Source organism: Rhodococcoides kyotonense (assembly GCF_900188125.1).
Classification (GTDB): domain Bacteria; phylum Actinomycetota; class Actinomycetes; order Mycobacteriales; family Mycobacteriaceae; genus Rhodococcoides; species Rhodococcoides kyotonense.
Map to the genome: position 1 here is coordinate 140090 of NZ_FZOW01000004.1, position 22092 is coordinate 162181.

General features: G+C 64.9%; 19 protein-coding genes. 4 read left to right on the forward strand and 15 right to left on the reverse strand.

Translation table 11 applies throughout. The annotated features are described in order from the left end of the window. Positions 1-139: 139 nt before the first annotated feature. From CHB96_RS08390 to CHB96_RS08435, 10 genes are read right to left on the reverse strand one after another with little or no spacing between them, the layout of a single operon-like run. The gene (locus CHB96_RS08390; RefSeq protein WP_089245013.1) at positions 140-1405 is read right to left on the reverse strand and encodes an LLM class flavin-dependent oxidoreductase; all 1266 of its coding nucleotides are present in this window, start codon (positions 1403-1405) and stop codon (positions 140-142) included. Next, entirely contained in the window at positions 1402-2295 is an 894-nt protein-coding gene (locus CHB96_RS08395; RefSeq protein WP_176444207.1) for an LLM class flavin-dependent oxidoreductase, read from the reverse strand. Before CHB96_RS08395 ends, CHB96_RS08390 begins: the two co-directional genes overlap by 4 nt. Continuing rightward, positions 2285-3922 carry a dipeptide ABC transporter ATP-binding protein gene (locus CHB96_RS08400; protein ID WP_089245017.1) on the reverse strand — a complete coding sequence of 546 codons (1638 nt, stop codon included), beginning with the start codon at positions 3920-3922 and terminating at the stop codon, positions 2285-2287. The genes CHB96_RS08395 and CHB96_RS08400 overlap by 11 nt, the downstream gene beginning before the upstream one ends. Further along, complete coding sequence (locus CHB96_RS08405) at positions 3919-4833, reverse strand: ABC transporter permease (protein WP_089245019.1); 915 nt, start codon at positions 4831-4833, stop codon at positions 3919-3921. Before CHB96_RS08405 ends, CHB96_RS08400 begins: the two co-directional genes overlap by 4 nt. Next, on the reverse strand, positions 4830-5804 hold the full coding sequence (locus CHB96_RS08410) for an ABC transporter permease (protein WP_089245021.1): 975 nt from the start codon (positions 5802-5804) through the stop codon (positions 4830-4832). The genes CHB96_RS08405 and CHB96_RS08410 overlap by 4 nt, the downstream gene beginning before the upstream one ends. Further along, positions 5801-7438: an ABC transporter substrate-binding protein gene (locus CHB96_RS08415; RefSeq protein WP_089245023.1), complete on the reverse strand. Its 1638-nt coding sequence runs from the start codon at positions 7436-7438 to the stop codon at positions 5801-5803. The genes CHB96_RS08410 and CHB96_RS08415 overlap by 4 nt, the downstream gene beginning before the upstream one ends. A gap of 17 nt (positions 7439-7455) precedes the next feature. Continuing rightward, complete coding sequence (locus CHB96_RS08420; RefSeq protein WP_089245025.1) at positions 7456-8160, reverse strand: HpcH/HpaI aldolase/citrate lyase family protein; 705 nt, start codon at positions 8158-8160, stop codon at positions 7456-7458. 8 nt (positions 8161-8168) lie between these two features. Further along, positions 8169-9365, reverse strand: coding sequence for an acyl-CoA dehydrogenase family protein (locus CHB96_RS08425; protein ID WP_245865354.1), 1197 nt, complete (start codon positions 9363-9365; stop codon positions 8169-8171). Between the two features lie 18 nt (positions 9366-9383). Then, positions 9384-9869 carry an RrF2 family transcriptional regulator gene (locus tag CHB96_RS08430; RefSeq protein ID WP_089245029.1) on the reverse strand — a complete coding sequence of 162 codons (486 nt, stop codon included), beginning with the start codon at positions 9867-9869 and terminating at the stop codon, positions 9384-9386. Between the two features lie 40 nt (positions 9870-9909). Beyond that, a complete protein-coding gene (locus tag CHB96_RS08435; protein WP_089245031.1) occupies positions 9910-10803 on the reverse strand; it encodes an NAD(P)H-dependent oxidoreductase in 894 nt (297 codons plus the stop codon). Between the two features lie 253 nt (positions 10804-11056). On the opposite strand from CHB96_RS08435, the gene CHB96_RS08440 reads away from it, so the two are divergent. The 4 genes from CHB96_RS08440 to CHB96_RS08455 are packed head-to-tail and all read left to right on the forward strand — an operon-like array spanning position 11057 to position 16088. Beyond that, positions 11057-12700, forward strand: a complete 1644-nt coding sequence (locus CHB96_RS08440; protein WP_176444208.1) for an ABC transporter substrate-binding protein — start codon at positions 11057-11059, stop codon at positions 12698-12700. Then, on the forward strand, positions 12697-13665 hold the full coding sequence (locus CHB96_RS08445) for an ABC transporter permease (RefSeq protein WP_245865355.1): 969 nt from the start codon (positions 12697-12699) through the stop codon (positions 13663-13665). The genes CHB96_RS08440 and CHB96_RS08445 overlap by 4 nt, the downstream gene beginning before the upstream one ends. After that, positions 13658-14482 carry an ABC transporter permease gene (locus tag CHB96_RS08450; RefSeq protein WP_089245035.1) on the forward strand — a complete coding sequence of 275 codons (825 nt, stop codon included), beginning with the start codon at positions 13658-13660 and terminating at the stop codon, positions 14480-14482. The genes CHB96_RS08445 and CHB96_RS08450 overlap by 8 nt, the downstream gene beginning before the upstream one ends. Before the next feature lie 4 nt (positions 14483-14486). After that, positions 14487-16088 carry a dipeptide ABC transporter ATP-binding protein gene (locus CHB96_RS08455; RefSeq protein ID WP_089245037.1) on the forward strand — a complete coding sequence of 534 codons (1602 nt, stop codon included), beginning with the start codon at positions 14487-14489 and terminating at the stop codon, positions 16086-16088. A gap of 68 nt (positions 16089-16156) precedes the next feature. On the opposite strand, the gene CHB96_RS08460 is transcribed toward CHB96_RS08455, so the two are convergent. Genes CHB96_RS08460 through CHB96_RS08480 form a run of 5 tightly spaced genes read right to left on the reverse strand, consistent with a single transcriptional unit; the run spans position 16157 to position 22076 of the window. Continuing rightward, positions 16157-17197, reverse strand: a complete 1041-nt coding sequence (locus CHB96_RS08460) for an aldo/keto reductase (protein ID WP_089245039.1) — start codon at positions 17195-17197, stop codon at positions 16157-16159. Then, complete coding sequence (locus CHB96_RS08465; protein ID WP_089245041.1) at positions 17197-18231, reverse strand: aldo/keto reductase; 1035 nt, start codon at positions 18229-18231, stop codon at positions 17197-17199. Before CHB96_RS08465 ends, CHB96_RS08460 begins: the two co-directional genes overlap by 1 nt. A gap of 13 nt (positions 18232-18244) precedes the next feature. Then, complete coding sequence (locus CHB96_RS08470) at positions 18245-19561, reverse strand: LLM class flavin-dependent oxidoreductase (protein ID WP_089245043.1); 1317 nt, start codon at positions 19559-19561, stop codon at positions 18245-18247. Next, on the reverse strand, positions 19558-20895 hold the full coding sequence (locus CHB96_RS08475; RefSeq protein ID WP_089245045.1) for an LLM class flavin-dependent oxidoreductase: 1338 nt from the start codon (positions 20893-20895) through the stop codon (positions 19558-19560). The genes CHB96_RS08470 and CHB96_RS08475 overlap by 4 nt, the downstream gene beginning before the upstream one ends. After that, positions 20895-22076, reverse strand: a complete 1182-nt coding sequence (locus CHB96_RS08480; protein ID WP_089245047.1) for an acyl-CoA dehydrogenase family protein — start codon at positions 22074-22076, stop codon at positions 20895-20897. Before CHB96_RS08480 ends, CHB96_RS08475 begins: the two co-directional genes overlap by 1 nt. Positions 22077-22092 lie beyond the last annotated feature (16 nt).

Consider the following 22092-nt stretch of genomic DNA (forward strand, 5'->3'; position numbering starts at 1 on the left):
CTGTTCTGGCCGTACCCGTCCGCGGGCAGGACTTCCGCACCATCTTCGACGCCCGGCGACCGCCTGGCCATGATTGAAATCACGGTGATGCCAAGTGCGCCTTGGCTACCCGTGCACGCAAAGTTGGTCTGCGCGGTAACTACGCACGCACGGGCGCCGAAGGCGCACTCAGTCCGAAGTTGTCCCGCAATGTCGAGCTCTCGTACTCCTCGCGAAACAGGCCGCGCCGCTGGAGGATCGGGACGACCTGCTCGACGAAGTCCTCGGTCCCCCGTGGGTGCAGAGGGACCAGCACGTTGAACCCGTCGGCGGCGCCGGCGCGGAACCAGGCTTCGAGCTCGTCGGCCACCTGTTCACCGGTGCCCGCGGTGGTCCAGTGCACGACGCCGAGGCCCTTCTCGACCTTCGTCGCCAACTGCTGCACGGTGAGGTTCTCCTGCTCCACCCATGTGCGCAGACGGTTGATCCGACTCTGACCACCCTTGTGTGTCTCGAAGCTGGGCCACGCCTCGTCGGGGAACGGCGAATCCGGGTCGTACACCGACAGATCGGTCCCCAGTTCGGTGCTCAACTGCCCGATGACGTCGATGTTCTTGGTCGCGAGCTGCTCGAGTTCCGCTACCAGCGCCTTGGCTTCGGCTTCCGTGTCCGCGATGTACGGCACGAGCCCGGGCAGGATCTTCACATCCGATCGCCGACGACCGAATCCGACGGCCCTGTTCTTGACGTCCTCGTAGAACTCGATGCCGTTGGGAATGGTCGACGACCCGGTGTAGACGGCCTCGGCCCGCAGCGCGGCCATGTCACGACCCCTGTTCGACGCCCCGGCCTGCACCAGCACCGGATGTCCCTGCGGCGACGCAGGAATCGGTAGCGTTCCGTGCACGTCGAAGAATCGACCCGCATGCGCGACGGGTTCACCTGTCCACAGCTTCAGAACGACGTCGACGAATTCGCTTGCGCGCTCGTATCGTTGGTCGAAGTCAGGATGGCTGTCGTAGCCGAAGTTGTGCGCCAGCGGATCACCCGACGACGTCACGAAATTCATCCCGACGCGTCCGCCGGACAGCTGATCGAGCGACGCGAAGCGCGCCGCGATCTCGTACGGATCGTTGTAGGTGGTCGATACCGTCCCGATCAAGCCGATGTTCGTCGTGCGAACAGCCAACGCACCCAACAATGTCAGCGGCTCCAACGACATCGCGAGCGGCTCACGGTCGCTGAACAGGCGTGGGCTGTCGGCGAAGAACACGGCGTCGAACTTGCCTCGTTCTGCGGTGGCGACGATGTCCGCGAAATAGTCGAGCTCCGTGACCCGTTCGGGAGTCGCACTCGGGTGCCGCCACCCGGCGCGGTGAAAGCCGACGCCGCGCAGGTTCAGATTGAGTGCCAGATGTTCGCTCACAGTACTGCTCCCACTCCGGCGTCGGCCTTCAGCCGCGGCGCCAGTGTCGATTCCGAATAGGCGGACCGGTAGCGACCCGCGGCCTGTAACTGCGGAACCACGGTGTCGACGACCGCGCGCGTCAGATCGACCGAGGCGTGCAGAACGAACCCGTCGACGCCATCTCGATCGGCCTGCTCGACCAATTCGGCTGCGAGCGAATCCACTTCTGAGACAGCCACTTCCCGCAGATTCGACACCGACGACACCGCTGGCGCCCAGGCACTCAGCACCGCAACATCGGCATGTGCCGCAGCGAAATCCGCAGACTCCGCGGATCCGACCGAGGCATACAGCGGTGGGTGCACCTGCGGACTGCGCGGCAGATTGAACGGGCCCGCTACCGCGAAATGCTCACCACGATGGTCGGTTCGGTGAATCGACTCACGGCGTACGTACAGTCCACTGGACTTGTCGGCGACGACGGCATCGGAGTCCCAGGCTTCCCACAGAGCCTTCAGCACCGTCACCAACTCGTCGGCTCGCGAGTACCGTTCGCGAGAGGACGACCGCTGCGACCTGCCGTGCAGCGCTGGATCCGTATCCTGCTCCGGCAGCACCAGATTCCAGCCCGTCCGTCCCTTCGACAGATGGTCAAGCGTGCTGATGTACCGCGCCTGGTTGTAGGGTGCCGTGTATTGCGGTGACACCGCGCCGACGACACCGATGTGCGTCGTCGACGCGGCCACCGCCGAGAGCAGCGTCGACGGCTCGAGCCCCGTACGCCCGGAGGCACCGGCGAACACCGCATCGAACAGTCCGCGTTCGGCGATCCTGGCCTGTTCGACGACGTGGCCCGGGCTTTCTGCATTCGGGTCGAGTACGAGTGACAGTCGAATATCAGGAGGCATAGTGCACTTCTCCTCGGGTTGCAGTGAGCGAAACAGCTTGTCCAGGAACAGCATCGATCAGCGCCCTCGTGTACTCCTGCTCGGGCGCGCTGAACACCCGCTCGGTCGAACCGATTTCGACGAGCTTGCCTGCGCGCAGTACACCGACCTCGTGCGAGATCTGCCGGACGACGGCGAAGTCGTGCGAGATGAACAGGTACGCCACGCCGAGGCGTTCCTGCAGTTCGACGAGCAGACGCAGAATCTGGTCCTGCACCGAGACATCGAGCGCGGACACGGGTTCGTCGAGCACCACCAACTCGGGATCGAGCGCAAGCGCCCGCGCGATGGCGACGCGTTGACGCTGACCACCGGACAGTTCGGCGGCCTTGCGATCCAACGCCGACGTCGGCAGCGCGACCTGATCCAGCAACTCACCCGCGCGTCGGCGTCGAGAAGTCTTGTCGCCGACGCCGAACGCGCGCAACGGTTCCGATACGACGTCTGCCACCGAGAATCGCGGGTCGAGCGACGAGAAGGGGTTCTGGTAGACCAGCTGAATCCGCTTACGCACCTGACGCAGGTCCTCACCGCGCAGCGACGCCACGTCGACGCCGTCGAAGTCGATGCGCCCCTTCGTGATCTGTTCGAGCCGCAGCACGCTCCGCGCGACTGTGGACTTACCGGATCCCGATTCGCCGATCAAACTGAAGGTACGCCCGCGCGCGATCTCGAAACTCACGTCGTCGACGGCGACGAACGGCTCGCGCGTCCCGGGAAGTTCGAATTCCTTGCGCACCGCGGTCAAGCTCAACAAAGGCGTCGACGGAACTGCCTTCGAATCCACCAGCGGGACCCCGGACAGACTCGGCGCGGCCTGCAGCAGCTTCTGCGTGTAGGCCACCTGCGGGTTGCCGAGGATCTGGCGAGTCGGCCCCTGCTCGACGACCTCGCCATGGCGCATGACGACGGTGCGATCGGCCCGGTCGGCGGCCACTCCGAGGTCGTGCGTGATCAACAGGACCGCCGTGCCCGAGCTGGCCGTCAGCTCCTGCAGATGGTCGAGGATGCGTCGCTGAACAGTGACGTCGAGAGCACTCGTCGGCTCGTCGGCGATGACAAGTTTGGGCCTGCATGCGAGCGCGATGCCGATCAGGACCCGCTGCTTCATTCCGCCGGACAGTTCGTGCGGGTATTGCTGCGCACGCGCCTCAGGGTGCGACAGGCCTGCACGCGCAAGGATCTCGATGGCCCGTTCCTTCGCCTCCCTGCGTCCGGCGAGCCCGTGCACCCACAGTGCCTCGGCGACCTGGACACCGATCTTCTTGACGGGGTTCAGCGCGATGCCCGGGTCCTGCGGAACGAAACCGATCTCCGCGCCGCGAATTTCCCTGAGCTTCTTGGCTTTCAGCCGGGTGATGTCGCGGCCGTCGAACACGATCCGTCCGCTCGTCACGGCACCGTTGCCCGGTAGCAGTCCGATGACGGAGTGCGCCGTCGTCGACTTTCCCGAGCCGGACTCGCCGACGAGTGCCACCACCTCGCCGGGCCCCACCGTCAGTGACACCGACCGCACGGCATCCACGTCTGCGGTCGCGGTGCGGTAACCGATTCCGAGAGAATCGAGTTCGAGTATCGGATCGCTCATATCAGGCGGTCCTTTCCGTCGTCGAGAGCACGGCTGATGCGGTTGGTCGCGAGCACCGACAGCGCGATGACGACACCGGGCAGCGTGGTCAGCCACCACGCCGTCGCGAGATAATTGCGGCCTTCGGCGACGAGCGATCCCCATTCCGGCGCCGGTGGTGGTGCTCCGAATCCGAGGAAGCTGAGCGCCGACACAGCGAGGATCGCTGCCCCGAATTCCAACGCCGCCAACACCAGAACCGAACCCAACGAATGCGGCAAGATGTGGCGTAGCAACACTTCCGGTCCTTTCACACCGGATACAGTCGCCGCTTCGACGAATACCTGTGTCCGCATGCGCAATACGTCGGATCGCATGATGCGCGCAAAGCTCGCCACCGACGCGACGCCGACCGCGATCGCGACGTTGACGGTGCCGAACCCGAGAACGGAGACCACCGCGAGCGACAACAGCAGGCCGGGAATCGACAGCAGGACATCGACGAAACGCATGACGACGTCGTCGAACTTGCCGCCGACGAATCCCGACAGCAGACCGATGGCCGAGCCCGCGAACAGCCCGACGACGACCGCGATGAGCGTCGCCTGCATCGACAGCGCCGTCCCGTAGACGGTACGGGTGTACAGATCACGCCCCAGATGATCTGTGCCGAAGAGGTATTCGGCGCTCGGCGGCTGCAGTTTGTCCTTCGGGACTCCGACGTACGGGTCGTGCGAGGTGAACACCTCGGGGAACAGTGCCCACCCGATCATCAACAGCAACAGAGCTATCGAGAGAACGAGCGCAGGCTTGCGCAACAGAAACAGACCGGGAACCCGTCGCGCAGCACGCGGTCGCACACGTGAATCGGTGACGTCCGGTTCTGCGACGTCGGTCACTTCGTGGTCCAGAACGGTATCGGCGAGGGTCATGGGGCGTCCTGCAGGTGCACGGGCCGAACACGCTTCAAACGTGGGTCGACGAGCGGATAGATCAGATCGACGATCAGGTTCACGACGACGAAGATCGCGGCGGCGAGCACGACGAGCCCCAGAATCATCGGAATATCCTGTGCGGAAACGGCTTCCTCGGTCAGCCGGCCCACGCCACGCCTGGAGAAGACCGTTTCGACGACGACGGCACCCGCAAGAAGATTCCCGACGATGATGCCGATCATCGTCAGAACGGGAATCGCTGCGTTCCGAAGTGCGTGACTCAACTGAATCTTGCTACGCGACACACCTTTTGCCGCCGCGGTGTCGATGTACGGCTGCGCCCACGTTGTGCGGAGATTCTTCGCCAGAAGCTGCGCGACGATCGCTCCCGTCGGGATCGCCAGCGTGACCGCCGGCAGCACGAGCGAGCTGAACCCCGCGTTACCGGTCGACGGCAACAGTCCCGTCCGGAACGAGAAGACCTGCAGCAGAATCAAACCGATCCAGAACGTCGGCACCGACACTCCGACCGGCGGCAACGACAGCAGCAGCTGCCGCACCCACGAGATCGTCGTGTACGTGGCCGCCAACGCCAACCCGCCACCGAAGACGACGGCGAGAACGAACGCGAACGCCGTCAACGCGACGGTGTCCGGCAACGCGTCGGCGATCAGTGTCGTGACCGCCTCGTTCGTCGGAATCGACCGACCGAAATCACCGCGTACGACGTCCCACAGCGCGTACAGGTACTGCACGAGCGGTGACGAATCGAGGTGGTATTCGGCGCGCAGGGCGGCGACGACGGCCGGATCCATCCCGACCGCGTCACCACCCGAGTTGAGCATGATCTCGACCGGGTCGCTCGGCAGCAGGTACAGAATCACGAACGTGATCGTGAATGCCGCCCACAGCACGAACACGCCCTGGCCGAGACGGCCGATCAAGCGCCGAGCGGTGCTGGAACTCATGATGTGCCGCCGACCTTCCAGGCGTCGTAGAGGACGGTTCCGCCGTACGGATCGATCTCGACGCCCTGGATGTCGGCGCTGACACCGACCGCGCGCGTCTGCTCCCGGACCGGGATCCAGTAGCCGCCGTCGACCAGGAGTTTCTGCAGTGCGGCAGCGGCTTCTTCACGTTCGGCGTCCGTCGCGGCCAGATTCAGTGCTTTCGCGGCACTTTCGAGCTCGGGCTGATCGGCGGGCGCCAGCGCGGGATTGGTCTTCAGGAAAAGCCCAGCCAGGAAGTCGACGTCCTTCGCGGGTCCGCTGCCGGTCAGGAAATCGTACGGCGCTGCCGCCTTGTCCTTCATGTACGCCGAGGATTCCGCTGCGGTGATCGGCGACAGCTGTACCTTGATGCCGATACGTCCGAGCTGCTGCTGGATCAGCTCGAGTTCCTGCTGCGTCGCACCCTGCGTCGAACCAGGCGTGTAGGTGATGCGCGGGGCGAGTTGCGTGCCGTCCTTGGCCCAGATGCCGTCGCCGTCCTTGGCCCACCCGGCGTCGGCGAGGATCTTCTCCGATCGATCCGGGTCGTAGACGAGCCCGTCCGACTGGTCCGCCCAGAGCGGCGTGTTCGACGCGATCGCACTGCTCGGCAGGCTGTATCGGTCCGAGTAGAGCGTGTCTCGGATTTCCTCGCGGTCGATGCCGCTCTGCAGTGCCTGCCGCACCGCGACGTCGCTGCCGAGCGGGCTGAGTGGGTTCTGCCGCAGTCCCGGAACGAGATTCGGGACGAGGCCGGTGATGATCTGGTCACCCTGCGCCGCGACGACGTCCTGATCGAGGACCGGTACGTCGTCGACGATGTCGAATTCACCCGACTGCAAGCCGCCGACGCGGACGCCGGACTCGGGGATGAGCTCGAACGAGATGGAGTCGACGTATCCGGCGCCGGTGTGCGAGGTGACTCCTGCAGGCGCCCAGCCGTAGTCGTCACGACGGTCGAGTTCGAGCTTCTGACCCTGCACGACGTCTGTGATGACGAACGGGCCCGTCGCGACCAAGGATGTTCCCGCGCAGCGCTCCTCGTACGACGAGGCGACCGTCGACGACGCGTAGATGCCGAAGTACGGGTCGCTGAGGTTGCGCAGAAAGCCCAGTTCCGGTGCACCGAAGTCGAATCGAACGATTCGGTCGTCGACGACGGTCGTTCCGACGTACGTGTTGAGCGCGCTGATCAGCGGGGTGTCGGCGCGTCCGCTGTCCGCGATCTGCTTCAGCGTGTCGACGTTGGCCTTGACCACCTCGGCGGTCAGCGGAGTGCCGTCGGAGAACGTGACACCGTCGCGCAGGGTGAGCGTGAAGCTGTTCGCCGCGTCGGACACCTCCCACGACTCGGCGAGCCGAGGGATGACCTCGCCCGTCGTACGATCCTGGTCGGTCAGGGTCTCGACGTACTGCTGGGACGCGCTCAGTCCACGAGCTTGCAATGCAGGGTCGACGCACTTCGGCCACGCCGAGACCGCGTATCGGATCGAACCGCCGGACACCGGGTCGCCCACATCGGCATTGGGTGCGGTGGACGCTCCCCCGCATGCTGCGGTGAGGGACAGTACGGCTGCGGAGGCCGCGAGGGTGAATACCTTCTGAGTCTTCATCGGTTCTCTTCTAGGGGTCAGGCGTAGACGGAATTGACCAGCGCCACATGCGCCGGATCGAGCAGTGTGCGCGAGCTGTAGCCGAGGCTCCGACCCAGTTCGGTCGACCGGCGCAGCTCGTCGTGGCTACCGGCCGGGTTGAACGTGACCTGCACGGGACCGGGAAGCCCGGCAGCGCGTGCGGCGACGACCAATCGAGCACGCGAGAACGCGAGCCCCTCGTCGGTCGCGGTGCCGAGATCGGCCTTCAGGTCACCCTCGCCGAGCCCGATGGACTCGACGAGATGCGTTGCGACGGCCAATTCATCGACAGCGGTGACGCCGACGGCGGTTTCGATCATGACCTGAAGCGGAATGACGCGTGTGATGCCTGCTGCAGCCCGGCGTGCGTCGAGTGCCCGCGCAATGGCGCGCACCTCGGATGCGCTCTCGGACTTAGGGATTCGCAGCGCAGTCAAACCTGGCCCGACGACGGCGTCGAGATCCTGCTCGTACCAGCCCGTCGGGTAGCCGTTGACACGGACCAACACCGGCTTGGGCTGCTCTGTCGCGACGACCCGCGCGACGAGCGCGCGGCCTGCGTCCTTCTGGTCGTCAGGAGTGAGGTGCTCGAGATCGAACACGACGGCGTCGGCGTCGTTGTCGAATGCGGCGGCGACGAGATCCTCGCGGTACGCCGGAACGTAGAAGTACGAACGGATGGAATCGAATACGGAAGACATGGTCCCTCTCAGAAGAATCCGGTGATGGGCGGTTCGACGTCGGCGAGCAGATATGCCCCGACGACCGACGCCTTGTAGGCGCGTGGGTTGTGATTGGCGACGGTTCTGGCGTTGCGCCAGTGCCGATCGAAGTTGTGGCTACGCAGCGCAGTGGACGCACCGCCGACGTCGAACAGCAGCTCGGACGTTTTCAATGCGGCTTCGATGGCGAAGAATTGTGCCTGCGACACTTCGAGACTCGCGGCGAGCACCGCGGCGTCCTCCTCGGCTCCGTGTGGATCGAGGCCGTGGGTCCGGTCGATCGCGGCCGCAGCACGCAGAACGCCTGCCTCGGCGGCGTAGGTCCGTGCGGCCATCTCGCCGACGGCGTGCTGCACGTACGGGTCGTCGACCGAGCGCGAGACACCGGCGTGCTTGATCGGACGCGCCTTGCCTCGCGCGTACTCGACGGCGTCCGCCAGCGCATTCTTCGCGATCCCGACCTCGACAGCGGCGAGGAACAACTGGAAGAACGGAGATTGCCGCGGCCGTGCACCCTCGACGTCGCGCTGAATCAGGAAGTCGGAGTCCTCCACTCGTACGCCACTGAACGTCGTCGTACCACTGGCGGTCAAGCGCTGGCCGATTCCGTCCCAGTCGTCGATACGCTCGATGCCTGCTCGGTTCGACGGCAACACGAACGAGCGCGGCTTCTCGTCGTCGTCGACGGCGCGTACGACGATCCAGTCCGCGAACAACGTTCCGGTGCTGTAGAACTTGGTGCCGTCGACGGTGTGGCCGTCGTCGCCTGCCGTGAGCCTCGACGAGATGACCCCGTGCACACCTCCTGTTTCGCCGCTCGCGAGCCCGAAGGTATCACCTGCGAGGACGCGCTCGAACCAGCGAGCCTTCTCCTCGTCGGACGGCGATCGACGCAGTGTCTCGACGAATGCGAAGTGCGAGCGGAGTGCTTGAGCGATGTTGGCGTCGGCAGTCGCGAGCGCGATCGCGAACTCGAAGAACTGTGTCAGCGAGGCATCCGGTCCGCCGTACTCTGCCGGTACACGCCACGTGCCGAACCCCGCGTCGATGATCGCTGCGATCTCCGAATACGGCATCACACGGTCGGATTCGCGCTCGGCGGCGCCCGCTGCAATCGCGCCGAGGATGCCGGGGGCTCGGTGAACGAGCGTGTCGGTATCACGCACATCGATGGTTGTAGTCACGTCCAATGTCCTTGTTCGTCAGGTGTTCTGCGTTGTCGTCAGCTGATACGTGTGCGAAACCCACGCCTCGCTGTCCTCGGTCAATTCGACGACGTGCTCGGGCAGCGTTCCCGCCACCACGTCGGCCAACGTCGTACCTTCGAGCACCGATCGAAGTGCCACACGCGTCGCGATCCACAGGTTCTGCAGCGCGTCTGCCGGCTCGCAGTACGCGACGTCCTCCGGACACTCTCCGCGAATGCTGAACAGTGGACCGTTGATCGCGCGCACCACATCGGCGATCACGATGGTCGACGGGTCTCGACGCAATCGGTGCCCACCGCCGTGACCACGCTGGCTGCTGATGAACTGGGTGCGACGCAGCTCTGCCAGGATGGCCTCGAGGAATTTGTGCGGAATGTCCTGCCGCTGTGCGATCTGCTCGGAACTCTGCGGATTCTCCCAGTCGATCGCCAACTGCGCCAATGCTTTCAGTGCGTATTCGGTTTTCGCGGAAATCCGCACAGCTTCTCTTTTCTGTCAGAGAAAGATGGAGGGGAATGAATCAAGGATTCACGTGAAACGTCGACCCGTGTTGCTCGGCCAGCAAGGCCTGAAAGCCTCCCCGCACCTGGCGAACCGACGAGTAGCCGAGAGCTTCGAGGCGAAGAGCCACGGGCCTCGAACCGCGGGCGCCGTTGCAGAACACCAGAATCGGGCTGTTTTTCTCGAATCTCGTGACGACCCTGCCGCCGACATCGAGGCCGAATCGCTCCTCGATATCGGGCTTGGGCACCACCGTCGCACCGACGATGTCTCCCGAATCCGGCTCCTGCGCATCCGATCTGACGTCGAGCAACGTGGCACCGTCGCGAAGCAGCGACAACGCCTGACGCGCCGAGACGCTCGACGTCCAGTCGTCCTCACCCGTGGGACTACCGAAGGACCCGGCAAAGGCGTCGACCACGGAGTCGATCTCGAATTCGGAGTCGCCCGCCAGCACCACCTCACACGGGTGGAACTCGATGTCGCGGTCCAGTACGTACGCTCCCGAGACGATCTGCTGCGCACCGAGATTCCGTAGAACCGGCACGAGCGCGTATTCGAGCGCGCTGGCATGGAAATTGCTGCCTCCGGTTGCCAACGGCAACAGTATCTTTCCTGCCAGGGCGTCGTGCGGCAGGATGTCGAGCAGCGCCTTCAGCACTCCGGAGTACGAGTTGTTCTGCATCGGCGTCACGGCGACGACACCGTCGGACGCCTCGACAAGACCGACCAGCTCGACCACATCCGGATCGGACGAGTCGCCATCGAGCAGCGACGCGGCGTCGATGGCCTGCGCATCCAGCAGCACAACGGTGTGACCAGCGCGTTCGAGCGCAGCCTGTACGTACGAGCCGAGCCCTGCGGCCGGCGAGGAACCGGTCGAGGAGCCGACGAGAATCGACACGAGCGCCATCGACGAGTCCTTTCACGACATACGCGCCACTCATCGGGTGGCGCTTGTGGGAGCAATCTTTCTCTACAGAGTTGATAGAGAAAACGGATTCGATCAGCCTGATTTTTTTGGTGTCGCCGAACGCTCGTGTCGTCCATGATCGTCCGGATACTTCTCGGCGCCCTCCCCCATGTGCACGAAAATACATAGCCCGCTATGTATTTCCGTGCACGTGCGCGTCAGCGCACTTCTTATGCAAAGGAACTCTCCACCCATGTCTCGAAGACTTTCCCGATTCCCTCGTTCGACGGCATGGCTGGGTGTCATCCTCGCGGCCGCGACGATCGCCACCGGATGTGGCAGCAGCGGCGGCGACGTCGCGTCCGCGACGTCGGGGGACAAGCGCGGTGGCGACTTCGTCTACCTCGACGCCGAAGTCCCCGTGTCCTTCCAGTTGCAGACCGGCGGCACGTTCTGGCAGACGTCAGCGATCGTCAACAACATCGTCGACCGCCTCGTCTACCTGAACCTGGAGACCAAGGAGGTCGAGCCCTGGATCGCCGAGAGCTGGACCATCGACCCGACCGGTAAGCAGTACACCTTCAAGATTCGCGACGGCGTCACCTACAGCGACGGTTCTGCTCTCGACCTCGAGAACGTACGACGCAATCTCGAACTCAACGCATTCGGCGACGAGGCGAAAGGCATCACGCGCTCCAGCTACTTCCCCAAGATCGACGCCGTCACGACGGATCCGGCGACCAACAGCGTCACGATCTCGCTCGCGGAAACCCGTCCGTATTTCCTGCAGGTGCTGTCGGAACAGACCTTGGGATTCGTTGCGAACAAGACTCTCGACCTGTCGCGCGAAGAGCAGGCGAGCGTCCTCAACTTGATCGGCAGCGGCCCGTTCGTCGCGACCAAGGAAGAGGCAGGCAAGGAGATCGTTCTCGATCGACGCGACGGATACGCGTGGGCGCCTCCGTCGTTCGAGAATCAGGGCGAGGCATACCTCGACTCGATCTCGTTCATTCCTGTCCTGGAAGACAGTGTCCGTCTCGGGTCACTGCGCTCCGGCCAGGGCGACGCGCTGCGGTACGTCCAGCCCAGCGAAGAGGCCGCACTCGAGGCGTCGGGATTCGACATCATCGAGGTCGCAACGGGTACAAGCGGATTCGGTGTCCGCGTCCAGTCGAGTCCCGCTCTCGGCGACCCACGTGTTCGGCAGGCTCTTCAGCTCGGCGTCGACCGTCAGGGACTCGTCGACGACCTGCTCACGGACCGGTGGCGTCCCGCTCGCAGCGTCGTCGCGGACAATCAGCCGTGGTTCGTCGACGAGTCGTCGAAACTGCAGTTCGACGCCGACAAGGCGAATTCGCTTCTCGACGAGGCCGGCTGGTCGGCGAAGAACGCCGACGGCATTCGCACCAAGGACGGCCAGGCGCTGACGCTGCCGGTGTACATCGACGTCTACACCAACATCGCCAAGCCGCTGTTCGAGCTGATCCAGAACCAGTACAAGAACATCGGAATCGACCTGGAGCTGAAGGAAACCGACTACTCGAAGTACCCGACGGCCGTCAAGGACGAGACCCTCGCGCTGCTGTCTCAGGGATCCAACTTCGTCGACCCGTTCACGTTGACCAACTCGTTCAGCAGCACGAAAGCGGATTCGTTGCAACTGAAGGGCAGCGACCCGAAGCTCGACGAACTGCTGCAGGCTCAGCTCGACACCACCGACACCGCACAGTCCGACGAGATCCTCGGTGAGATCCAGGCATACCTGATCGACCAGGGCTACTTCATCCCGACGATCGACAACTCGCAGATCTACGTCACCCAGTCCTACGTCCATGGCCTGACGCACAACGCCACGGCACGTCCCAACTTCCAGGGAGTGTGGCTGTCGGAGAAATGAACACATTCGCCGTGATCAAACGCGTCGCACAGGCGCTTCTCGTCGTCGCACTCAGTTACACGTTCGTCTTCTACGCGCTGTTCCTGTTGCCCGGCGACCCCATTCAGAATCAGATCGACAATCCGCAGAACCCGCTGCCGGAGGACATCGGGCAGTCGCTGCTCGCGTACTACAACCTCGACAAGTCGGGCTTCGAGCAGTACGTCATCTCGCTGTCCCGCGCGGTGACCGGTGATTTCGGGTTCTCGATCACGACGGGGCGTGACGTCGTCGACGTGCTGACCGACGCAATTCCGGAGACGCTGCGGTTGGCGTCGATGGGACTCGTGTTCGCGATCGGTTTCGCGTTGGTCATGGCGTTGATCGCGGTGTACGCACCGTGGGCGCGCCTGCGTACGGTCGCCACCCTGATACCGGCGCTGCTGCAGTCCACACCCAGCTTCCTCGTGGGTTTGATTCTGCTGCAGGTATTTTCGTTCCAACTCGGGTGGGTCTCGTCGATCCGGGACGAGGGCTTCCGATCACTGCTGTTGCCCGCGTTGACACTCGGACTCGCCGTGTCACCTCCCATCGCGCAGGTTCTCATCCAGGGGCTGCGCACGTCGTCGCAGGAACAGTTCGTGACGGTGCTGCGCTCGACCGGACTGTCCGAGACGACCATTCTTGCGCGCCACGTGCTGAAGAACGCGTCGATTCCGGTCATCACCCTGTTGGGGATCACGGCAGGCGAACTCCTTGCCGGCTCCGTCGTCACCGAGACGATCTTCAACCGATCGGGCATCGGCTTCGTCACCCGCGAAGCGTTGCGAGATCAGGACAGCCCTGTGATTCTGGCCGTCGTCACGTTCGTCTCCCTCGTGTTCGTCACGGTCAGCCTGGTCACCGACCTGGTGTACCCGAAGATCGACCCGCGCATCGCGGGCACCGCGCCGTCGACCGCACGAAAGGAGACGATCGATGCCTGACGTGAAATCCGCCCGCTCGATCGCGCTACGACCACCCGACTATCTGGCGCTGGGTGTCGTCGTCGTGCTGATTCTGTTCATCGTCGTGCCCGGGCTGATCGCGTCGCACGATCCGCTACTGCCCGATTCCGCCGCGATTCTGCAGGGCCCGAGCGCGTCCCATCTGTTCGGTACGGACTATCTCGGACGCGACATGTTCAGCCGCGTCGTCCACGGCACGGGTCGCACGCTGCTCGGGTCGTTGATCGCCGTCGTGATCGGGCTCGGTGTCGGTGGGGCGCTCGGTCTCGTCGCGGCGTACGCGGGTGGATGGGTCGACGCGGTGATCAGCCGCATCATCGACGTTCTGCTGTCCATTCCCGGGCTGCTGTTGTCGATGGTGCTCGTCACCGCTCTCGGCTTCGGCCGCCTCAACGCCGCGGTCGCGGTGGGTATCGCGTCGGTCGCCGTGTTCACGCGCCTGATGCGCTCCGAGGTACTGACCGTACGCAATCTGCCGTTCGTCGAGTCGTCCCGGCACATCGGTGCCGACACTCGTCGGCTGCTGCTGCGACACGTACTCCCGAACGCGTACTCGGCCGTGTTGTCGCTGACCGCACTGCAGTTCGGCGCGTCGATCATCTGGATCGCGTCGCTGAGCTTCCTCGGGTTCGGGGCTCCCCCGCCCCAGCCCGAATGGGGGCTGCTCGTCGCCGAGGGGCGTGAGTACATCGTGTCGTCGCCGTGGCTCGTTCTGTTTCCGGCGCTGGTGATCGTCACCGCCGTGGTGTCGATCAGCCACATCGCCAACATCATTCGCACCAACGCAACGAGGTAGAGCCATGACAACTCCGGTTCTGGAGGTCGACGCGTTGAGCGTCGGCTATGCAGTCGGCAGAGAAGTCTCCGCAACGGTCAAGGACGTCTCGTTCAGCCTGAATCCCGGTGACACGCTTGCCCTCGTCGGCCAATCCGGCTCGGGAAAGACGACGGTCGCACGCGCGATCAGCGGGCTGCTGCCGCCCACCGGTCGGATCATCGGCGGAACAGCAGTGGTCGACGGTACCGACGTGGCGTCGCTGAGTCGGCGTCGGTGGCGCGATCTGCACGGACGCGTCGTCGGATACGTACCGCAGGATCCGCTCGGCTCCCTCGATCCGCTGCAGAAGGTAGGTCATCAGCTGGCTCGGGTGCTGCTGCGGGCAGGCGCGTCGTCGCGTTCGGAGGCCAAGCGTGGGGCCGTCGAACTGCTCGATCGGGTCGGAATTCGCGACGCGACAGAACGATCACGGGCTTACCCACACGAGCTGTCGGGTGGCCAGTTGCAGCGTGTCCTCATCGCGATCTCCATCGCGCAGAACCCTCGTCTTCTCATCGCCGACGAACCGACCTCTGCGTTGGACGTCACCGTACAGAAGACCATCCTCGACCTGCTCGCCGAGTTGAAGCAGGACCTCGGCCTGGCCATCCTGTTCATCACGCACGATCTCGCGTTGGCCAGCGATCGCAGCGATTCCGTTCTCGTCCTCAACGACGGCGTCGAGGCCGAATACGGTCCTGCTGCAGAGGTTCTCGGGCAGCCGCGCCATGCCTACACCGTCCAGCTGGTCGCCGACGCACCCGCGCTGTCACCGGATCGCTACGCCTCGCGGGCCGTCGCCGACAGCACCGACGCTGCCATCACGGTGACGTCGTTGACGAAGACGTTCGGCTCGAAGATCGGCCGACAAGCACGTACGACGGCATTGGACGACGTCTCGTTCGACGTTCTCGCGGGCGAGATCCACGCGATCGTCGGCGAGTCGGGATCGGGCAAGACGACGGCGGCGCGCATCATCGCGGGTCTGACACCGTTCGACTCCGGCACCGTCACGGTCGAGGGGCGCGCGCTGGCATCGTCCGACTCGCAGGCCCGCACGCTGCAGCTGATCTACCAGAATCCGTTGGCTGCACTGGATCCGCGGTTCGACGTCGAGTCCCTACTCGAGGAACCGCTCGTCATCCATCACGATCTCGAGCGGGATGCACGACGCGCACGCATCGAGAAAGTCCTCGACGACCTCGCGCTCGACCGACATCTCCTCGGCCGTCGAGCGATCGAACTGTCCGGTGGTCAGCGCCAACGCGTCGCCCTGGCTCGTGCGTTGATGCTCGACCCGCGGATCCTCGTGCTGGACGAGCCGACGTCCGCGCTCGACGTGTCGGTGCAGGCGCAGATCGTGGACCTGCTCATCGATTTGCGTGAGCGCAAGGACCTGACGTACGTGTTCATCTCGCACGACCTCAGCTTGGTGCGGCAGATCGCCGACCGCGTGACGGTCCTCGAAGCGGGCCGCGTCGTCGAATCTCGGCCTACGCGTGCGCTGTTCGACGATCCGCGCACCGAGTACACCCGCAGGCTCATCGACGCGATACCCGGTCGTGCGCCTGTGCGCGCTCAGTAGCTCGGGGCCCGAAACCCAGAATCCCCGCAAATGCATAGGCATTTGCGGGGACGGGGACCGGCGTCAGATCAGGCCGAGACTGTCCGACGCAGTGCGGGATTCGCGATCGCATCACGGACGATGCCCGTGTCCCGTTCGTTGAACACGGTTCCCGGCGGGACGATCTCGTCGATCCGGTCCAGGATGTCCGACGACAACTCGACGTCCGCGGCACCCAGCTGGCTCTCCAGATGCTCCAGAGTGCGCGGTCCGATGATCGCCGACGACACATCGGGGTGGCTCAGCACGAACCCGAGTGCCAGGTGGATCAGGCTGAGGCCGCTCTCCTCGGCCAGCACGGCCAACGCGTCGGCTGCTCGTAGTTTGTCGGCGTTGTGCGGGGCGTCGACGTCGAATCGACCCGGAATGAGATCCGCGCGCTGCGATTCCGGCTGCCCGGCTCCGAGGCGGTACTTCCCCGACAACCACCCTGCGGCCAGCGGACCGTACGTCAGTACACCGAGCCCGACAGTCCTGGCGATCGGCAACGTCTCACGCTCGATGCCGCGGATGAGCAGCGAGTACGGAACCTGCTCGCTGGCGGAACGGCTCAACGAGCGCCGCTCCGCCGACCACTGCGCCTCCAGCAACTCGCCCGGCGAGAACACCGAGGTTCCGTAGTACCGGATCTTGCCCTGGTGCACCAGATCGTCCAACGCGCCGACGGTTTCGTCGATGTCGGTCTGAGCTTCGGGGCGGTGCACCTGGTACAGGTCGAGGTAGTCGGTGTTCAGTCTGCGCAGACCGTCCTCCACCGCGCGGGTGATCCACCATCGAGAGTTGCCCTGGTGCAACGGATTACCGTCGACGTTGCCGTGGAACTTGCTCGCCAGGATCACGTCGTCGCGTCGACCCTCGAGCGCCTTCCCGACGATCTCCTCCGACTCACCCTTGGAGTACACGTCGGCGGTGTCGACGGTGTTGATGCCCGCGTCGAGTGCGCGGTGGATGACGCGAATGCTGTCCTCGTGCGAGGTGTTGCCCCGGACACCGAAGTTCATGGTGCCGAGCGTGAACGGGCTGACCTTCAGGCCGGTGCGGCCGAAGAGTCGAAGATCGGTGAGGGACATCAGTTCTTCCTATCGAAACGACGGACGGAGGAGTCGGTGAGCGACGGCGGCAGGTAGCCCTCGTCGGCCGGGCTGATCGTCAGCCCTGGAGCGACGATCTCGTCGATACGATCGAGAATGTCGCTGCTCAGCTTCACGTCGACGGCGCCGAGCTGGCCCTCGAGGTGCTCCAGTGTGCGCGGACCGATGATGACCGAGCTGACGGCAGGGTGCTGCAACACGAATGCGAGCGACAGATGCACGAGCGACAGCCCCGCGTCGTCGGCGAGCTTGACGAGTTCTTCTGCGGCTGCGCGCTTGATCTTGTTGGCAGCCAGCGCGGGATCGTGCCGATGTGCCTGGCGTTCGATCCTGGAGGACACCGCCTGCTCCGCCTCGCCCGGACGGTAGCGTCCGGACAGCCAACCACCTGCAAGCGGGCTCCACGTCAACACTCCGAGGCCGTACTTCTCGGCGATCGGCAGCGTCGCACGTTCGGCGCCGCGCGCCAGAATCGAGTACGGCGGCTGCTCCGTCACGGGCCGCTGCAGATTCCGTCGCTCGGCCGCGATCTGCGCTTCGACGAGCTGATGCGGCTCGAACGTCGTCGTGCCGAAGTAGCGAATCTTTCCGTGCCGCACCAGGTCTGTCAGTGCACTCAGCGTCTCGTCGATGTCGGTGTCGGGATCGGGCCGGTGCACCTGGTACAGGTCGAGGTGGTCGGTTCCCAGGCGACGCAGGCTGTTCTCCACTGCGCGAGTGATCCACCGGCGTGTGTTGCCGCTGCGGTTCGGGCCACCGACCTCGGCGTGGAACTTGCTCGCGAGGAACACGTCGTCGCGGCGACCCGCAAGTGCCTTCCCGACGATTTCCTCGTTCTCACCCTGCGAATAGACGTCGGCGGTGTCGACGACGTTGATGCCCGCGTCGAGCGCGCGGTGGATGATGCGCGCCGCGTCGTCGTGGTCCTGATTGGCCCAGGCCCCGAAGTTCATGGCACCCAACGCCAATGGGCTGACCTGCACTCCGGTGCGGCCGAGGTAACGATAGGTCACTGACTCTCTCTTTCTATCGGTTGACGAAGGTATTCGCGGGTTCGGCGAGCCCGAGGTTGCCGCGCAATGTGTTCGAGGCGTACTCGGTGCGGAACAGTCCGCGCCGCTGCAGCACCGGAACGACGTCGTCGACGAAGTCCTCGAGCGACGTCGGCAGTACGGCCGGGACTATGGTGAAGCCGTCGACGTCGCCGGATCGCGACCATGTCTCGATGTGATCGGCGATGGACTCCGGCGTACCGGTGACGACACGATGACCACCGAGGAACTGCGACAACAGTTCTCGCACCGTCGCGCCGGTGGTCGACGCATATCTGGTAAGCGTGTGAAAGAACCCCTGCGGGCCGTTGCGGTCGGCAGGCAGGCGAAGATGCCTCTCGGCCAGCGGCGCATCGATATCCAGGTCGTCGGGTTCGAATCCCAGCCATCGCGCGAACGAGGTGAACGCGTCATGATCCGGGTGCAGGCGTGCTTGGAGCTCGTCGAACTTCTCCCGCGCTTCCGCCTCGGTGGACCCGACCAGAGGTACCAATCCCGGCAGAATCTTCACATCCGAGCGTTGCCGTCCCGCTGCCAGGGCGCCGCGTCCGACCGCATCCGAGAACGACGCCGCCCCCTCCAGACCGAACTGCGTCCCGTAGATCACTTCGGCGTGTCTCGCGGCGAACTCGATGCCCTGCGGCGACGACCCTGCCTGCACGAGAACGGGTCTGCCTTGCGGAGATCGGATGACGTTCAGCGGCCCAGCCACCGAGTAGAACTCACCCTGGTGCTGCAGCGCGTGCACCTTCTGCGGGTCGGCGAAGTGTGCCTCGGACTGATCACCGACGAGTGCGTCGTCTTCCCAGCTGTCCCACAAACCTACGGTCACGTCGACGAATTCCGCTGCGCGACCGTATCGTTCGTCCCGATCGGGCAGTTCGTCGATGCCGAAGTTCCGACCGGCGCGGTGCTCGAACGTCGTCACCGCATTCCACCCGGCGCGCCCGCCGCTCACATGATCGAGCGTGAGGATGCGTCGGGCAAGGTTGTAGGGCTTGTTCAGTGATGTCGAGGCCGTCGGGATCAACCCGATGTGCGACGTCGACCCCGCGAGCGCGCTCGTGAGCAACGTCGGATCGAGAGTGGCCGTCGGGGCACGCGCGATACCGGGTTGCTGCACGGGGATGTCCGGAAACAACAGGCCGTCGAGCAGACCACGTTCGGCGATCGTCGCCGCCCGCACATAGTGCTCGAGGTCGATGAACGCGTCGGCCTTCAGAGCCGGGTCCAGCCACGCCGCAGGGTGATAGCCCGCTCCCCCGATGTTGACCAGAAAGTGCAGGCTCACGACGCCACCCGCTGACTGTCACGCACGAACGACGGCGTCCGCAGCCCCAGATTCTCGCGCAGCATCGAACCCGTGTACTCGGTACGAAACCGGCCGCGCCGCTGCAGTTCCGGGACGACGTGGTCCGCGAAATCGTCGAATCCGCTGGGGAGGACGTCGGGCATGACGTTGAAACCGTCGGCGACACCCGCGTCGACCCATTCGACGATGGAATCCGCGATCTGCTCCGGCGTACCGGTGACGATGCGATGACCCGCGCCACCGCCGAAGCGGCGCAACAACTGTCGGACCGTGAGGTGTTCGCGTCGAGCGAGACCGAGCGCGATGCGGTAGAACGTCTGGGACCCGCCCGCCTCGTCGGGATCCTTCAGCAGATCCCACGGCAACTGCTCGTCGAGCGCGAGTGCCTCGACCGGAACGCCGAGTTGCCCGGCGAGCCGACGGAGTGCGTATCCCGGAGGCAGGAGCTCATCGAGCAGGTCACGACGCTCACGCGCTTCCTTCTCCGTGCTGCCGACCACCGTCGACAGCCCCGGCAGAATCACCACCTGGCTCGGATCGCGACCGAGCGCTGCGGCACGACGCTTGACGTCCTGGTAGTACTCGCGCGCCTCCTCGATGGTCTGCGACGCCGTGAAGATGACCTCCCCGACCTGAGCAGCGAGCGCACGACCGTCCTTCGATGCACCGGCCTGCACGAGCACTGGTTCACCCTGCGGAGACCGAGGGACATTGAGCGCACCGGCCACCGAGAAATGCTCACCGACGAAGTCCGCGTCGTGAATCTTGGTGGTGTCGACGAAGTGCTGCGTCGCCTTGTCGCCGACCAGCGCGTCGGGTTCCCAACTGTTCCAGAGCGTGCGGACGACGTCGACGAATTCGGCGGCACACCGGTAGCGATCACCGTGGTCCGGTTCCCCGTCGAGCCCGAAGTTACGTGCCGCTGCCGCGCCTGCAGTGGTCACGACGTTGAACCCCGAACGCCCCTTGCTCAGCACGTCGAGAGTCGCGAGCCGCCGCGCGACGTCGTAAGGATCGTTGTACGACGACGACAGCGTGCCGATCAGCCCGACGTGGGTCGTCGCGGCCGCGATCGCCGCCAGCACGACCGTCGGCTCCAGGCTGTTGAACGGCCGGTGCCGCACGTCCTCACCGAGCACCGGACCGTCGGCCAGGAACACCGCGTCGAGCTTGGCCGCCTCGGCCTTACGCGCGATGGACACGTAGTGTGCGATGTCGAACGACGCGAACGGATCGGTTCCCGGGTACCTCCATGCTCCCCCGAAGACCCCCGAATTGAGGATGTTGACGTTGAGATGCACCTCGCGTGGCATTACTCGTCCCTCCCTGCATCGAGCGCGCTACGACCAAGAGCCGCTAGAACGAAATCGCTCTGCGGGAAATGAATTCGCCCGACCATCGCGTTGCGGTGATGGCGTTCGAGCGGATTCGACCGGGACAGACCGGGATTACCGGTCAGGTCGAGTGCCGATTCGGTGATGCGGATGGCCGTCGTCGTCGCGACGTGCTTCGCGAGCCCCGGCAGCGACGTGTCACCGTCACCGAGAGTCGCGACGGCCTGGCGCAGTAGCGCGCGCGACGTCTGTAACTGGGCCTCGATCTCTCCGACGCGATCGTGGAAGCGCGGAACGGTCGCCAACGACGCGCCGAGGGCCGTCGGGACGCGAGTGTGCAGATACCGTACGAGCCAGTCACGCGTCGCGATGGACACGCCGTTGTAGTTCGCGGCGAGCAGCAGCGGAAGCGCCTGCCTGCCCGCATTACGGAGTTTTGCGGTGCCGCCCTGTGGATCACGGATGTCGACGAGCCGACTGCCAGGAACCCGTGTGCCGTCGAACAGAACGCCCTGCGTGTCCGACGCGCGGAGACCGAGATGGTCCCACGTCGGCAGCACGGTCCAGCCCGGGGTGTCGTTGTCGAGCAGGAACGTCGCTATCCGCGGATCGGGCTCGGTCGTGCTCGCCGTGACGGTGATCCACCGCAGTCCGGAAATGCCGGTGCCGTATGCCTTTTCACCGGTGATGATCCACGAACCGTCGTCCTGCAGCTCGGCCGTCGTCGCGGGAATGCCGCCGCGCGACAGGCTGCCCAGATCACGTTCGACGGCAAGGCCGTTGATCAATGCGCCCTCGGTGACGGCGGTGCGGAACACCGCCTCCTTCAACTCGGCCGGCCACGGACTGTCCTCGCGCTGCACCGTCAGGTGATTCGTGTAGTTCCACTGCAGAATCAGTCCGACGGACGGATCCGCCGCACCGACCCGCTCGACGACCTCGACCGCGTCGGCGACGGTTCCGCCCAGCCCGCCGAACTCCGTCGGCACCGTCAGCGCCTGGGCCCCGATGGTGTGCAACCGAGCGAAAGCCTCGTGCGGGAATTGCGCAGTGCGGTCGTGTAATTCGGCGCGTGATGCGATGAAGCTCAGTACGTCGGCGAACCGGTCCTCGTCGAGCAACGTCGCCGAGGAGCGGCGTTCCTCTGTTTCGATGCTCATGAACTCTCCTTCTGAT